The sequence below is a fragment of the Nocardia testacea NBRC 100365 genome (assembly GCF_000308775.1).
In the GTDB taxonomy this organism is placed as follows: domain Bacteria; phylum Actinomycetota; class Actinomycetes; order Mycobacteriales; family Mycobacteriaceae; genus Nocardia; species Nocardia testacea.
This window is the reverse complement of sequence record NZ_BAGJ01000274.1, coordinates 165,299-180,963: the sequence shown is the minus strand read 5'-3', so window position 1 is coordinate 180,963 and position 15,665 is coordinate 165,299. Positions and strand designations below refer to the sequence as shown.

The 15,665-nt window shown below is 68.5% G+C and carries 12 protein-coding genes; 9 read left to right on the top strand and 3 right to left on the bottom strand.

The window, feature by feature from the left end:
* Window positions 1-993, top strand: a 993-nt coding sequence (locus ON38_RS33840; RefSeq protein WP_039829429.1) for an ATP-dependent DNA ligase, incomplete at its 5' end; no start/stop codon positions are given.
* Window positions 994-1,031: 38 nt separating this feature from the next.
* Here the strand turns inward: ON38_RS33840 and ON38_RS33835 are convergent.
* On the bottom strand, window positions 1,032-1,889 hold the full coding sequence (locus tag ON38_RS33835) for an oxidoreductase (protein ID WP_039829428.1): 858 nt from the start codon (window positions 1,887-1,889) through the stop codon (window positions 1,032-1,034).
* A 116-nt stretch (window positions 1,890-2,005) separates the two neighbouring features.
* On the opposite strand from ON38_RS33835, the gene ON38_RS33830 reads away from it, so the two are divergent.
* The 3 genes from ON38_RS33830 to ON38_RS33820 all read left to right on the top strand — a co-directional run bounded on the left by ON38_RS33830 (window position 2,006) and on the right by ON38_RS33820 (window position 5,815).
* On the top strand, window positions 2,006-2,605 hold the full coding sequence (locus ON38_RS33830; protein WP_245564539.1) for a TetR/AcrR family transcriptional regulator: 600 nt from the start codon (window positions 2,006-2,008) through the stop codon (window positions 2,603-2,605).
* Between the two features lie 1,064 nt (window positions 2,606-3,669).
* Entirely contained in the window at window positions 3,670-4,185 is a 516-nt protein-coding gene (locus ON38_RS33825; RefSeq protein ID WP_039829425.1) for a hypothetical protein, read from the top strand.
* Window positions 4,186-4,612: 427 nt separating this feature from the next.
* Window positions 4,613-5,815 (top strand): lipase family protein, encoded by a 1,203-nt coding sequence (locus tag ON38_RS33820; protein WP_051165621.1) that lies wholly within the window; start codon window positions 4,613-4,615, stop codon window positions 5,813-5,815.
* 51 nt (window positions 5,816-5,866) lie between these two features.
* Here ON38_RS33820 and ON38_RS33815 read toward each other — a convergent pair whose 3' ends face one another.
* Window positions 5,867-7,030 carry an epoxide hydrolase family protein gene (locus ON38_RS33815; RefSeq protein WP_039829498.1) on the bottom strand — a complete coding sequence of 388 codons (1,164 nt, stop codon included), beginning with the start codon at window positions 7,028-7,030 and terminating at the stop codon, window positions 5,867-5,869.
* 175 nt (window positions 7,031-7,205) lie between these two features.
* Here ON38_RS33815 and ON38_RS33810 point away from each other — a divergent pair, with 175 nt between their 5' ends.
* From ON38_RS33810 to ON38_RS38355, 4 genes are all read left to right on the top strand, one after another.
* Window positions 7,206-8,240, top strand: coding sequence for an Acg family FMN-binding oxidoreductase (locus tag ON38_RS33810; RefSeq protein WP_051165620.1), 1,035 nt, complete (start codon window positions 7,206-7,208; stop codon window positions 8,238-8,240).
* A 210-nt stretch (window positions 8,241-8,450) separates the two neighbouring features.
* Window positions 8,451-10,280, top strand: a complete 1,830-nt coding sequence (locus ON38_RS33805; protein WP_039829424.1) for a glycoside hydrolase family 15 protein — start codon at window positions 8,451-8,453, stop codon at window positions 10,278-10,280.
* A complete protein-coding gene (locus ON38_RS33800) occupies window positions 10,277-11,680 on the top strand; it encodes a glucose-6-phosphate dehydrogenase (protein ID WP_039829423.1) in 1,404 nt (467 codons plus the stop codon). Before ON38_RS33805 ends, ON38_RS33800 begins: the two co-directional genes overlap by 4 nt.
* Before the next feature lie 426 nt (window positions 11,681-12,106).
* A complete protein-coding gene (locus ON38_RS38355; protein ID WP_083873314.1) occupies window positions 12,107-13,435 on the top strand; it encodes a bifunctional class I SAM-dependent methyltransferase/N-acetyltransferase in 1,329 nt (442 codons plus the stop codon).
* 248 nt (window positions 13,436-13,683) lie between these two features.
* Here ON38_RS38355 and ON38_RS33790 read toward each other — a convergent pair whose 3' ends face one another.
* A complete protein-coding gene (locus tag ON38_RS33790) occupies window positions 13,684-14,262 on the bottom strand; it encodes a TetR/AcrR family transcriptional regulator (protein ID WP_039829495.1) in 579 nt (192 codons plus the stop codon).
* A gap of 101 nt (window positions 14,263-14,363) precedes the next feature.
* On the opposite strand from ON38_RS33790, the gene ON38_RS33785 reads away from it, so the two are divergent.
* Window positions 14,364-15,503 (top strand): acyl-CoA dehydrogenase family protein, encoded by a 1,140-nt coding sequence (locus ON38_RS33785; protein WP_039829422.1) that lies wholly within the window; start codon window positions 14,364-14,366, stop codon window positions 15,501-15,503.
* The last annotated feature ends 162 nt before the right edge of the window (window positions 15,504-15,665 follow it).

Genomic DNA, 15,665 nt, shown 5'->3' with positions numbered 1-15,665 from the left:
TTGCGCGCGGGGCAGCCGGTCGGGCCGATGCTCGCCCAGACCGCGACCGGGGTCGCCGAAGCGCTCGAACGGCTCGGCGGCACAGCCGTTCTCGAAGCCAAGCTGGACGGCGCGCGAGTGCAGATCCACCGCGCCGGTGCCACGGTCTCGGTCTATACCCGCAGTCTCGACGATGTCACCGCCCGTCTCCCCGAGGTCGTCGCGGCCACACTCGCCCTTCCCGCCACCGATCTGATCGCCGATGCCGAGGCCATCGCATTGCGGCCCGATGGACGGCCGGATCGATTCCAGGTCACGGCCGCCCGCTTCGGCCGCAAGGATCCGGGCGATCTCGAACCGCTGTCGGTGTTCTTCTTCGATCTGCTCCATCTCGACGGCAGAGATCTCCTCGATCTGCCCACCCGCGACCGGCTCGCCGCACTCGACGCGCTCGTGCCCCGCACCCAGCGGGTCGACCGCCTGGTCACCGCCGACGCCGAGGCGGCACAACAGTTCCTGGACCGCACACTGGCCGCCGGACACGAAGGCGTGATGGCGAAGTCACCGTCGGCGCCGTACGAGGCCGGCCGCCGCGGCGCCGGCTGGCTCAAGGTCAAACCCGTGCACACCTTGGACCTGGTGGTCCTGGCTGTCGAATGGGGTTCCGGCCGGCGCACCGGAATGTTGTCCAATATCCATTTGGGCGCTCGCGACCCGGCCACCGGCGGGTTCGTGATGCTGGGTAAGACGTTCAAAGGGATGACCGACGCGATGCTGGAGTGGCAGACCGCGCGCTTCACCGAACTCGCCGACGGCCCGACCGAGGGGTACGTCGTACGACTACGGCCCGAACAGGTCGTCGAGATCGCATTCGACGGAGTGCAGGGGTCGACCCGCTACCCCGGCGGGCTGGCACTGCGGTTCGCCCGCGTCGTGCACTATCGCGACGACAAATCGCCGGCCGAGGCCGATACGGTCGACACCGTCCGGGAGCTCTACGAACGCGGTGGTTGACCGGCCTCTCCCACAGAGCCGGGACACTGATCCTCCGGTCAGGCCGAGGCCACCGGATCGGGAAAATCCGCGCCGCGGCTGATCGAAGCCCACCGCCGGGTCTCGGCGTCGCGCTCGGCGCCGGCGGCAAGCGCCTGATCGACCGCGCCGCTGCCCAGCAGCAGTCGTCGCGGCGGTGCGGGCTCGTCGACGATATCGACGATGATCCGCGCCGCCCGGGCGGGGTCGCCGGGCTGGACCCCGTTCGTCGCATGGCGCATCTCGTGCACTCGGCCCACGGTGCCGAGGTAGTCCGGGCCCGGCTCGTGCATGGCCATCGAAGAGCCCTGCCAGTCGGTCCGGAAAGCGCCGGGTTCCACGATGATCACCTGCACCCCGAACGGCCGCACTTCGCTCGCCAGTACTTCGGAGAACCCCTCCACGGCGAACTTCGCGGCCTGATACGCCCCCATGCCCGGGGTGCCACCGACACGTCCGCCGACGGAGGAGAACTGGACGAAGACACCCGACCGCTGCGCACGCAGGATCGGCAGTGCGGCCCGGGTGACATTGACGACGCCGAACAGGTTGACTTCGATCTGGGCGCGGAAGTCCGCGCCGCTCATCTCCTCGATCGCCGCGCTGTCGGCGTAGCCGGCATTGTTGACCACCACATCGATGCGGCCGAATTCGGCGACGGCGAAATCGACGGCGGCACAGGCCGCGGCGGCGTCGGTCACGTCGAGCGGGTAGACCCGGGCACGGTCCGGGGCGCCGTCGACGAGCGGGCGCAGTTGTTCGGGATGCCGCGCGGTCGCGACGACCCGGTCCCCGTGCGCGAGAGCGGCGCGGACCAGTTCCGCGCCGAATCCGCGCGAGCTGCCGGTGACGAACCAGACCTTCGATGGATCGGACATTGCTGCACTCCTTCGGTTCGTGGCTGTGGTTCGCGGCGCCAACTCCGCATCCGCGACGCCCGTGTTTGTCTACACTTGTATACTTGCAATATGTTTACAAACGTAGACTTCACCGGTTGTATTCCCGGGCCGCAGATATGACCCCCGCCCGGTCCCGGCCACGCAACGCGGCCGCCACCCGCGAGGCGATCCTCCGGTCGGCGATCCGGCATTTCGCCCGCGCCGGGTACGACGGCGTAGGGGTCCGCGCCATCGCCCAGGACGCGGGAGTCAGCGCGATGATGGTGAACCGGTATTTCGGGTCGAAGGAACGGTTGTTCGCCGAAGCCGTGGAGGTGTCCTTCGCGCCCCCGGCGGTGATCGCCGCCGACTCGGGGTCACTGGTACAGGACACCGCCGCCGCCCTGGTCGCCCGCACGAACCCGGGCGCCGATCCGCTGGACCCGTTCCTGATCATGCTGAGATCCGTTTCCAGCCCGTACGCCGCGCAGATCGTGCGCGACGCGATCGAACGCCATGTCGGACAGCGAGTGGCCCGGCAACTCCCCGAATCCGACAACGGGATCCGTGCCGAGGTCATGCTGTCGGTGATCTCGGGGGTGCTGCTGATGCGCCGGGTCGTCGGGATGCGAGCACTGAACGAGGCCCCCTCCGACCGGCTGGCCGCGATACTCGAATCGGTTTTCGCCGTCATCACCGACGCAACCGCCCGATAGCACGCGAACGCTTCCGGACCCGACACGATCCGCGCCGGGCCGTCAGATCGCCGGCGACGATGCCGGCGGCCGGGCGTCGAGGGTTGCTGCGCTACAGCCGAGCGAGCCGAATGCTCCGGCGGCAGGGCGCCGGGTCCGGTTCCCAGGAATTTGCTGTGCGCCATTCCCTGGGCCGGTACCGTGCACAGGGCAGATACCTACGGACTCCACAGCCGATGGCTCCACGCGGACATCGCCGAACGATATGTAGGAATCGGCGAAAGTGTTCGTGACACAGCACTGTTCGCGAGCAGGACCGGCGTACCTGGCCACAGGGAGTGGTCGTGCTCGGCGAGTACCTGTCTCAGCGATTGGAGCCTCGTCTTTGACCGTGCACAACGCCTCGGTGCCGCAGCAACTGCGTCTGTCCGCGGGTGCCCGATGATCCACGAGGAACCCACCGGAGGAGTGGGGCGGCCGCGCTTCCGTATCCATTCGGAGGAATTCGCGAACGATCCCCATGACGCCTACGCCGGGATGCGGGACCGCCCCGGTGTGCTCGTCCCGAGAGAACTGGCGCCGGGCGTGCCGGCCATCCTGGTGATCGGCTACGCCGCCCTTCGAATTCTTGATGAGCCCGAACGGTTTCCCGCCGGCCCACGATGCCGGAAGCACAGCATTACCGGAGTATCGGACCGCACGCCTGCCCGGCCCGGTCGCCCGGGTACGTGGCGGTCGAGGCCACGATCGACCTGCTGCTCGACGCGCTCCCCCGGAAATGGAACTGGTGGCGCCGGCCGCGCAACCGACCTGGCGTCCGGGCCCATTCCACCGGGCACCGGCGGTACTGCCGGCCGCCTTCCCGCCCGCGCCGGCACCGAACCCCGGGTAGGGAGTAGTTGGGCGCAATGACCCATACCCCCGCCGGCAGGGCATTTCTCACGGTATGTCCCGGTCCGGCTTCGCCGACCGCTCGGGGCGCGTGAACGATCCGCCGCAGCGCCGATCAGGCCGAATCCGTGACCGCCACGAATTCGCCGCGGAAAAGGTCATGAAATAAGCTCGCAACGCGAAATGGAGAATCGATGTCCACGACAGGTGAACCGGCGACGGTCCGGGACACGCCGGAATACCAGCAGATCCAAAACGACGAACTCTTTCACGAGTGGGTTCGGATGCAACAGGAAGCCATGGAGAACGAGTTCGTCCGAGTCGACGTTCCCGAACTCGACGGCCATCTCTGGACCCGCGAAGGACTGGTAATAGCAGAACACGAGATGCTACGTCGTTATTCGCACTTCGACGAGATGGCCGCGGAGGAGAACCTCGAACTCGGCGTGCGATTCATCTACTTCATCGGTGAGACGTTTCGCCGGGCCCTGGAGGGACGCTGGGCGCTCCTGCCGCCCAATCCACCCGAGCGCCCGGATCCGCTGTGTGTCATCGACTCCCCGATGTGGACGGCTTTCCACGAACCCACGCATATGAGCGAGCTCGCCTTCGACCGGCGTACCGGAAAAGAGATCTCCTGGATTTTCGACCGCACGGTGAAACGACACCAGAAGTGGATCGCGGCCGGCCGGCCGGCGCGCGGCAGCTAGCGGGGCACCGTACCTTCCCCGCTCCCTGCCGCGGACCGTCGACACGATGGCGAAGGTCCTCGGTGGCCGCCGCCGGAACCCGGCGGGATCACAGCCGGGAGTGGGGACAGGTTCGAAGGTGACGGTGTCCTGCCGGCCGCCAGGTGGCCGGCACCGGAGTTGCCGTCCACGTCCGGCAGAGCATAGGTCGCGCAATGGTTGCCGCGCCCTGCCGGCATCCTCGTACGCCGGCCGAGATCGGCCGTGCGAGTGCACAGCAACTGGTCGTCGCGCGCGGAAATTACGTACCTTTCGCTCTTGAACACGTCTTTCGTGCAATACGGTCCCGCCCCGGATCTTCGTGATAGCTTGCTCCCCGAAGCGATCTGTTCCAGCTGCGCAGCGGCAATTGCGGCGAACCCTTTCCCCCCTTCTGGAGGCTGAGATCGTGACTCGTTCCTTTCTTCGTTTTCTGGGTGCGTTCGGCGGTCTGGCATGCACGCTGCTGGTGCTGACACCGGCAACCGCCGAGCCGGTCTATCCGATCCCGGATCCCGACCGGTTCTACGCCGCCCCCGCCGATCTGGCGGCACACCGGCCGGGTGACGTGCTCGGCGTGCGGGTACTGCCACCGGTGGCCGTCTTCCCCGGCGCCACCGTCCGGCTGATCAAGTTCCGCTCGACCGATTCCCGGGGCACTCCGATCGCGGCGACCACCACGATCGCCACTCCCGCGGACCATCGACCCGGCGCACCGCTGGTGTCGTATCAACATTTCATCAATTCGCTCGGCACCGGCTGCGCGGTATCGCACCGCCTCTACGATGCCGACCTGAACCTGTCGACGATCATGCCGGTACTGGGCGGAATGCTGCAGCGGGGCTGGAGTGTGGCGCTGCCGGATCATCTCGGGCCACAGTTCGCGCTCGGGGCCGGGCGCCTGGGCGGCCAGATCACCCTGGACAGCGTCCGGGCGGTGAAGCAGGTACCCGAACTCGCCGTTGCGGACAGCCCCGCGGTGCTGGCCGGTTACTCCGGTGGCGCGCTGGCGACGGCGTGGGCGGCCACCCTGCAGCCGACCTACGCACCCGAGTTGCAGCTCGCGGGCGCGGCCATCGGGGGCGCCCCGATGAACCTGGTCTCGATGGCGAAGGGGCTGGGCTTCAATCCGCACCCCGCGTTCGGGCTGGCGATGGCGGCGGCCATCGGCCTCGAGCGGGAATATCCGGACCGGGTGCCGGTCGGTTCGAATCTCAATCAGCGCGGTCTCGCGATGCGGGACGCGATAGCCAACCGCTGCACCAACGACATCCTCGCCATCGGCGCCGGGGGCAGCGCACACGAGTACGCGACTGGACCCGCCGTCTTCGACCAACCCGATGCCTGGACCGTCGTGGCAGAGAACAGCGTGGAACTCTACGGCCCCGTTCCGGCGATACCCGTATTCGAATGGCATTCGCCGACCGACCCGCTGGTTCCGGTCGACGCGATCGACAACACCAATCGCCGATGGTGCGCGGCGGGGGTGCGCTTGCAGACACTGCAGGTCCCCTCGTTCGAACACTTGACCGCAGCGGTGGCCGGCATGCCCGCGATGCTGGCGTGGATCGAGGGCCGGATGCGCGGCGAACCCGCACCCGTCGCCTGCTGACCGGACACCCGCACGGGCGACATCACGCGACCGGGCGCGGCGACCACGATCTCAGGGCCGGCCTCCCTCGCTCCTCAGCAGAGCGTCGAACGAGGCCCGGAGCTCGCCGACGAACAGCTGCGGCTGTTCGAAAGCGGCGAAATGGCCGCCACGTCCGGGTTCGCTCCAGTACCTGATATCGGTGAACCGGCGCTCGGCCCAGCGTCGCGACGGGCGCGGCGTATCACGGAAGATCGCCGCGCCCGTCGGCACGGTGATCGAGTCGGTCGTGCCCTCGGTGAACCAGCCGTCGACGGTCGGGAAACTCTCCCAGTACAGCCGCGTAGCGGAGGTACCGGTGCCGGTCAGCCAGTAGAGGGTGATGTTGTCGAGAACCCGGTCACGGTCCAGTACCGAGAAGAGGTCACCGCCGTGATCCGCCCAGGCCCAGAATTTCTCGAGTATCCACGCGGCCTGCCCCACGGGCGAATCCGCCAGCGCGTAGCCCAGTGTCTGCGGTCGTGTGGAATGCATCGCCGCGTATCCGGACCCGTCCGCGGCATTCTCCAGGACCTCCAGGCCCGCGCGTTCGGACTCGGTCAGTGAATCGAAAGTCGCGGGGTCCGGAGCCACCAGCGGGGGCGTCAGATGGATACCACAGACATGCTCGGAATCCTGTACTCCGAGCATGGTGCTGATGCTCGTGCCCCAATCGCCGCCGGTCGCACCGTAGCGGGAGTAACCCAGCATCTCCATCAAACGCGCCCACGTCCGCGCGATCCGCTCGATTCCCCAGCCGGGAACGGCCGGGCGGGAACTGAACCCGTAACCGGGCACCGACGGCACGACGAGGTGAAAGGCCCGGGCGCCGTCCGGCGGGTCGGTCAACGGCTCGAGAATATCGAGGAACTCCACGAACGACCCGGGCCAGCCATGGGTGACCACGAGGGGCAACGCGTCGCGATGCGGGGAGCGCACGTGCAGGAAGTGGATGTCCAGACCGTCGATGCGTGCGAGGTACTGCGGGATCCGCGCCATCCGCCGCTCGAAACGCCGCCAGTCGTATTCTTCCGCCCAGTAGCCGGCGAGATCACGCATCACCTGCAGCGGCACCCCCTGGGACCAGTCCGAGACCGTCTCCCGGTCCGGCCACCGTGTCGCGCGGATCCGCGCGCGGAGATCGGTGAGCTCACGCTCGGGGACGGCGATGGTGAACGGTGTGAGCTCGGCGGGCACACGCACTCCTGGTGATCCGGTTCGCGGCGGCCGCCGCCCCTGTCGCGGACCCATCGACAATACGACGGAACGCCCGGCCTCCCCATCGGGAAGGAGCACGCAGGCCGCTTCGCGGGAATCTCCGGCCCCGCCGACGGTCACATGGGACCGCGGTACCAGCGCATACACTGCCGCCATGGCCGATAGTGATACCCCCGGCGTCGGTCCCGCACCCGACCGCGAAACGCTCCTGGCGACCATGCACGTGGCGGCGAGAGCCCCGTCGGTGCACAACACCCAGCCCTGGCGGTGGGTTTACCGCGCCGGGCAGTTGGACCTCTTTCGCGACAACGAGCGCCGGCTGCCCTCGGCCGATCCCCAGGGACGGCAGCTCATGGTCAGCTGTGGTGCGGTGCTCGACCACGCGCGCAGCGCCTTCGCGGCCGCGGGCCTGCACACCGAGGTCGTGCGGCTGCCCGATCACGGCAACGGCGATCTTCTGGCGACCCTCACCTTCCAGCCGTGGCCGCACACTCCCCCGCCGCTCCGGAGCCGAGCCGAGATCATCGAGCGGCGGCGCACGGATCGCCGTCCGCTCGCGGATCCGGGCGATCTGTCCGGGCTGGTGGAAACCGTGCGCCTGCTCGCCCGCGACCACGACGTGATACTCGACGTCCTCGACCGGAACACCGCGAGCCGGTTGGGTACCGCGTCCGAACACTCGGCGGCCCTGCGACGCTACGACATGTCCTACCGGGCCGAGCTTCAATGGTGGAGCGGTCACGACAAGTTGCCCGACGGGGTCCCCGCCGACGCCCTGGTATCGGAGGTCGACGCGGCGCGGGTACCGGTCGGGCGCAGGTTTCCGCATCCGGGCCGCGCGACGCCCCGGGACGAGCCGGACGACCGGCAGGACGAGGCCGAGCTCTGGATACTCGGCACACCGGACGATTCTCCCCTCTCCTGGCTCCGGACCGGCGAAGCGCTGTCGGCGGTGCTGCTCGAATGCACCGCGGCCGGATTGGCGACCTGCCCACTGACCCATATCACCGAACTACCCGAGACCCGGCGCATCGCCTCGGACCTGACCGCGAGCAAGTCCACGGCTCAGGTGGTGCTGCGTGTCGGTCGCGCCCCGGACGGCGAAATGGGCGCACGGACCCCGCGCAGGCCGGTCGCCGACTTCTGCACCATCGCCCCCGATGCCTTCGGGGACGACCCCGCACCCTGACTGCCCCGCACGCGCTCGGCGTATCGGACCGATATCCGATCCGCCCATCGGGTCCTCGAGAGGTGAACGATGAAAGTTTTCGTCATGAAAGAGATCGGGTCGGTGAGATGCACCGATAAGCCGATACCGGAACTCCGTTCGAGGTGTTGATCAGGTACTCCATCGGCTCGTTCCATCGGTCGCGATACATATCTGCGCAAGCGAGGTGGCATGCTCGATATCGACCCACCATTCCGGCCCGTACCCCGGATAGCGGGGTATCTCCGGCTCGAGGATCACGGCCTGATCGGCGACGGCGCCACGGCCGCGCTCGTCGGCGTGGACGGTTCGATCTCCTGGATGTGCCTGCCCCGGTTCGACTCCGAACCAGTCTTCTGCGGACTGCTCGACCGGGACCGGGGCGGGCATTTCACGGTGGCTCCGGTGGATCTGCTGGCGGCCCGGCAGCGATATCAGCACAATACCGGCGTCCTCGAGACCGAGTTGCGGTGCCGGACGGGAACGGTACGGCTGACCGACGCGCTGGTTCTGCGCGCCGGCGCGGATCTCACCGAGGATGCCCCGGCCGGCCGGTCCGAACTGGTGCGCTCCGCCGTGGTCGTCGACGGGTACGTCGAGCTGGAGGTGATCGTCGCCCCGCGCGGTGGCGCGAATCCGCGGGAGGTGGCGAGCGGAATCGAGATCCGGATACCGGCCCGCCCGGAACTGCGGCTGCACCTGCGCGCAAACCACGCACTGCGGGGTCTGCACAGTACGGTCCGGTTGGCACAGGGAGAACGGCTCGATCTCGTGTTGTCCTGGGGACGGTTCCAGCGCCATCACCGCTTCGACCCACCGGCCATGCTGCAAGACACCGCCCGCGCGTGGCGCACCTGGATGGAGGGATTCTCATATCACGGTCCCGAGCAGCCGCTGGTGCGGCGCGCCGCGATCACACTCAAACTGTGTGATCACTGGGCCCACGGCTCGGTGATCGCGGCACCGACCTCGTCGGTGCCCGCGCCCATCGGCGGCAGCCGTAACTGGGACTACCGCTATGTATGGATACGTGACGCGGCATACGCGGTGTTCGCGCTGCGCCGCATCGGTTTCCGCGGTGAAGCCGACGCGTTCCTCGGCTGGGTACTGGACGCGTTCGAACGCAGCGGTACCCCACGGATCATGTACGACCTCGACGGCGATCCCGTGCCCGCGGAGGTGATCGACAGCGGCCTGGCGGGCTACCGGAACTCTGGACCCGTGCGCTGGGGAAACGGGGCGGCCGATCAGCGCCAGCACGATGTCTACGGGGAAATCCTCGATTGCGCCGATCAGTGGTTGCGCGCGGGCGGGGAACTACAGACACCGCTGTGGTCGAGTCTGGCCGGATCGGCCGAGGCGGCCGCCAGGTCGTGGCGGGTTCCCGACCAGGGGATCTGGGAGATACGCAGTCAGGGCCGCGTGTTCACCTATTCGGCCGGAATGTGCCACGTCGCGCTGAGTCGCGCCGCGTCGATCGGGGAGCGCCTCGGTCTGGCCCCCGGCCCCCTCTCCAGGTGGCGCACCGCGGCCGATCGGGTGCGCGAAAGCATCGTCGAGGAGTCCTGGGACGAAGAGCACAAGACATTCAGCGCCCATCTGGACGGCGGTGGGACCCTCGACGCGAGCCTGCTGGCCCTGCCGTTGCGCGGTGTGATACCCCCCGACCATCCCCGCATGGTGGCGACCACCGCGGCCGTCGCGGACCGGCTCGACGCGGGCGGCGGATTGTTGTATCGCTACCTCCACGACGAGTCACCCGATGGCCTGCCCGGTGGTGAGGGAGCCTTTCTCCTCTGCAGCTTCTGGCTGGTCGACAACCTGACCCTGCAGGGGCGGCTCGCCGAAGCGGGGGAACTCTACGCTTCGCTGTGCGCGAGGGCGAGCACACTGGGGCTGTTCTCCGAGCAGATCGATCCGTCGAGCGGAGCGTTCATGGGCAACTTCCCCCAGGCATTCAGTCATATCGGGGTCATCGCCAGCGGCGTGAACCTCGCACGTGCGGCGGGAGCGACGACATGATCGCACGATTGGTGATTTTCGGCGGCACCGGCGACCTGTCGGGCCGCTACCTGCTGCCCGGTCTGGCCGCGCTGCGGGCCGCCGGCCGGCTCGACGACGGCTTCGGCGTCGTCTGCGCGGATCGCAAGGACCGCGACGCGGCCGATTTCGCAAGTTGGGTCGAAACCCAACTCGACCGCTATGCCGGAGAACTGCCCGCCGACGCCAGAAACGCGATCATCGCCGCGGCCCGGTTCTGGCGCGCGGATATCGGCGATCCGGATACGGTGGCGGCGGCCGTCGCCGGAGAAGGGCCCGTCGCGGTCTATCTCGCACTCCCACCGGCTCTGTTTCCCACCGCGGTGCAGACTCTCGATCAGGTCGGTCTGCCCCCGGGCAGCACGATCGTGCTCGAGAAACCGTTCGGCGAGGACCTGACGAGCGCGATGGAACTCAACCGGCTGCTCACGGATCTGGTCCCCGAAGAGGCCGTCTTCCGGGTGGACCACTTCCTCGCCATGACGACTGTGCAGAACCTGCTCGGGAGCCGGCTGTCCAACCGGGTACTCGAGCCGATCTGGAACAGCGCGCATATCGCCAGGATCGAGATCATCTGGGAGGAAACCCTCACCCTCGAAGGCCGAGCCGGCTACTACGACCATGTCGGCGCGCTCGAGGACATGGTGCAGAACCATCTCCTGCAATTGCTCTGCCTGATCGCCATGGAACCGCCCATCACCCTGTCCGAGCGCGACCTGCGCGACCGCAAGGTCGATGTGCTGCGAACCCTCCGGCCACTGACCGACGCGGAGATCCCACGCCGCACCCGGCGCGCCCGGTATACGGCGGGGACGATCGGAGAGCGCCGCGTACCGTCCTATATCGACGAGGACGGGGTCGACCCGCGGCACCGCACCGAAACATTCGCCGAAATCGAACTGACACTCGACAATTGGCGGTGGTCGGGAACGCGATTCGTGCTCCGCAGCGGCAAGGCGCTCGCCGCCGATCGCAAAGAGGTCGCGGTCCACTTCCGGCCGGTGCCCTATCTGCCTTTCGGCCGCTACGGGACGGCGCAACCCAATGTCCTGCGCTTCGGGCTCGACCCCGAGACCATGACCCTCGCGCTGACCGCCATCGGCGGCGATGGGGAGTCGCTGGTACCACTCACCATGTCCGCACAGACCCAGCCTCCCGACCTGCCCGCCTACGGGCGGCTCCTCCTGGATGTGCTGAACGGGAATCCGGCACTGTCGCTGCGTGGCGACGAAGCCGAAGAAGCGTGGCGCGTTGTCGATCCGGTCATCTCGGCCTGGTCCCGCGACCTCGTCCCCCTCGACGAGTACCCCGCCGGGTCGGCAGGCCCCGGCCCGCGGGTCTCCGAGGCCGACCCGGACGGCGACCCGGCGGAAAGACCGTGACGACGCATCGGGCGCCCCGGTGAAAACCGTTGGACTCGACGGCGCGGATATGGTTTATTCTTCCGCGTCCAGTCGGCTGTATCGGGCTCTCGCCCTGGGAAGAGGTGTTTTGTGATCCGGCCCGCGCCGAGCGCGCCCGCCCGCATCGCGTAGTCGTCTCCAGTGCCGTGGCTGCACGGCGCTTCACGGGGGACGGCATGCCGATGCCCGCGTTCCTGTGGCATTCCCGGGATATCGGGAGGTCCGCGGCCGAGCACGGCCCCGGCCGCCCGTACCCGTGCCCTGGATCGCGAAGCCGCTCGGCCTGCCCGCAAGGTCACCCCATCTTCCGGGCCGCAGACCGATCCGATCGGCCCCGCACCTAGGGCATGTGCTCACCGGTGCGGCGGACGGACCGTTTCCGGCCCCCGTTCAAGGGTTTCCACGTTGTCTTCTCACTCTTCCGAGTTCGACGCGTCCGGCAAGGGCCACGGCCCGGACGCGGTCACCGAAGCGCTCTTCGCCGTGCACGCCGGCCTGCCCAGACAAGGGCCGGGTTCGGACGCGACGACGCGGCGTCTGCTCGCGGCCGCCGGACCGCTTCCCGCACACCCACGCGTCCTGGACGCCGGCTGCGGCCCGGGCCGCGCCGGCCTGCTGCTCGCCGCCGAGACCGGCGCGAGAGTCACCGCCGTCGATATCCACCAGCCCTTCCTCGACGAATTGGCCGCAGCGGCGGCCCGCCGCGGGCTGATCGGACAGGTCTCGATGGTGAACCATTCGATGGACCGACTACCGTTTCCCGATCACAGCTTCGACGCGATCTGGGCCGAAGGCTCCGTCTACACCATCGGCTTCGACACCGCGCTGCGCGCGTGGCGGCGGCTGCTGGCCCCCGGCGGGGTACTGGCGATCACCGAGATCGAATGGTCCACCCCCGAACCCGCGGCCGCGGCCCGTGACTACTGGGACGCCGTGTACCCGGTGCGCACCCACGCCGCGAACACCGCGGCCGCACGATCGGCCGGCTATCGGGTGCACGCGCACTGGCCGCTACCGGAAACCGATTGGTGGCAGGAGTACTACACCCCGCTCACCCGCCGGATGCGCCACATGGACCCGGACCGCCCGGGCATGGGCGAGGCGCTGGCCGCACTGCGCACAGAGATCACCATGCGCCGGCGCCACGGCCGCGACTACCACTACGCCGCCTACATCCTGCGCCCCGGCGACCACCCCACCACAACGACCGAGAACGGAACAACCATGAGCACCTGGTCCACCCGTCCCGAAACCATCGGCGATATTCCGGCAATCCGGGACGTCGTACTCGCCGCCTTCCCCACCGCCGAGGAAGCCGACCTGGTCGACGCGCTGCGGGCCGATCCCGCGGCATGGATCGAGGGGCTGTCCATGGTCGCCGCCACCTCCACCGGCGAGGTCGTCGGCCATGCTCTGCTCACCCGCTGCCATATCGACGGTGTGCCCGCTCTGGCGCTGGCCCCCTGTGCGGTGCGACCGGAAGCCCAACGTACGGGGGCGGGGTCCGCGGCGATCCGCGCAGCGCTGGACGCCGCACGATCGATGGGCGAGCACATCGTGGTCGTACTGGGGCACCCCGCCTACTACCCGCGCTTCGGCTTCACCCCGGCCGCACGCTTCGGCATCCACGCACCCTTCGACGCCCCCGACGAGGCGATGATGGCACTCGCGCTCGACGCCACCCGCCCCGTTCCCGGCGGAACCATCACCTACCCCACGGCGTTCGGCGTCTGATACGACGAAATGCCCTGACCGAGAATCCGTCCGGTCGCGCGATGACCGCGCGACCGGACGGCCGGACCGGACGAGACGGGCGCGCTCATTCGGAAATACCGTGCGGGTGTGCCGGCAAGAAACTCCGCGACACGAGCCGCCGATCCGGAATGGAGATCGGCATACAGGAGCGCACTGACCTGCTCGAAGGAATCGGGATCTCAAACGGCCGAGCTCCGCGTGGCGCGCCGGTCACGGCGGCGACGGTTTCACCGGCTGATACCGGTGGTGAGAATGGCGGCCAGTTCACGGTAGGCGCTCGCATCGTCGAGGCCGGTCACCGTACGCACCCCGCCCTGCTGGATCCGGACCATCATCGTGGCCACCAGATCGGCGGCGAAGGCGGCGTGTACGCCGCGGAAATCACCACTGGTGACGCCATCGGTGATCAACTCCTGGACCCGGCCGGCGGCGATCCGGGTATTGCGCTCGTATACCTCGCGAGCGGGCGCGAAGGCGTCCAGATCGGCCATGAACCGGTCCGAGGCCCCGGCGAGCGCGTCACCGACGGCGGCCAGATAGGCGGCGATCCGTTCGCGCGGGCCGGTGGTGGCGGCGACGGTCGCCTCCACCCGCTCGGTGGCCCGTTTGAAGAAGTGCACCGTCGCGGCGGTCACCAACTGTTCTTTGCTGCCCGCCAGTGTGTAGAGGGTGGATTTGGAGCATTTGAGCCGGGCGGCGATGGCGTCCAGGGTGAGATGGGCGAAGCCCTCCGCCAGGAACAGGGCGACCAGTGAGTCGAACAGTTCGATACGGCGGGCGGTGGCGAAGGACGGGCGCTGCTCCATACCGCGGATGATACTGAAGGATGCCTTGCAGTACCGTGTAGGCATTCAGTACTGTGAGTCGGAACAGAGTACTGATACCCGTATCGCCCGAGGAGAGCCCTGTGGCCGTCGAACGTCTTCTGCCCACCGAGGAGGCGCGGGAGCTCATCCAGCTCACCCGTGAGATCGCCGACAAAACCCTGGCGCCGATCGTCGACGAGCACGAGAAGACCCATACCTATCCGGCGGGCGTCTTCACCACACTCGGCGAGGCCGGACTGCTGAGCCTGCCGTATCCGGAGGAGTGGGGCGGCGGCGGTCAGCCCTATGAGGTGTACCTGCAGGTCCTCGAGGAGCTGGCGGCACGCTGGGCGGCGGTCGCGGTGGCGGTCAGCGTGCACAGTCTGGCCTGTCATCCGCTGCTGGCCTTCGGTACCGACGAGCAGAAAAAGCAGTGGCTGCCGGACATGCTGGGTGGCACCACGATCGGCGCCTACAGCCTGTCCGAACCGCAGGCGGGTTCCGACGCGGCCGCGCTCGCGTGCAAGGCGGCACCGGCCGACGGTGGGTACCGGATCAACGGCACCAAGGCGTGGATCACCCACGGCGGAATCGCGGACTTCTACAACCTGTTCGCCCGCACCGGCGAGGGTTCCAAGGGAATCTCCTGCTTCTTGGTGCCGAAGGAGACGGAGGGTCTCGGCTTCGGCAAACCCGAGGAGAAAATGGGCCTGCACGCCGTGCCGACCACCTCCGCCCACTACGACAACGCCTTCGTCCCCGCCGAACGCCGGATCGGCGCCGAGGGGCAGGGTCTGCAGATCGCCTTCAGTGCTCTGGATTCCGGTCGGCTCGGTATCGCCGCGGTCGCAGTGGGGCTCGCGCAGGCGGCACTCGACGAGGCGGTCGCCTACGCGAAGGAACGCACCGCGTTCGGCCGCCGGATCATCGACCACCAGGGCCTCGGCTTCCTGCTCGCCGATATGGCCGCCGCCGTCGAGTCTGCTCGCGCCACCTATCTGGATGCCGCCCGCCGCCGCGACGCCGGACTGCCGTACTCGCGCCAGGCCTCGGTCGCCAAGCTCGTCGCCACCGACGCCGCGATGAAGGTGACCACCGACGCGGTCCAGGTACTCGGCGGATACGGTTACACCGTGGACTTCCGGGTCGAGCGGCTGATGCGCGAAGCCAAGATCACCCAGATCTTCGAGGGCACCAATCAGATCCAGCGCCTGGTCATCGCCCGGCACCTCGCCGGCTAGTTCTTCGTCCGGTCCTCGACCGTCGTGCCGGGCCCGCCGGCGGGGATCCGGAATTCCACGCGCGTCCATTTCCGCGGCAGCTCCCGCAGCCGCGCTCCGATGGCGGAATCCAGGGCGCGGCGCGAGATCGGGACCGGCACGGGGGCGCCGACCAGTTCCCCG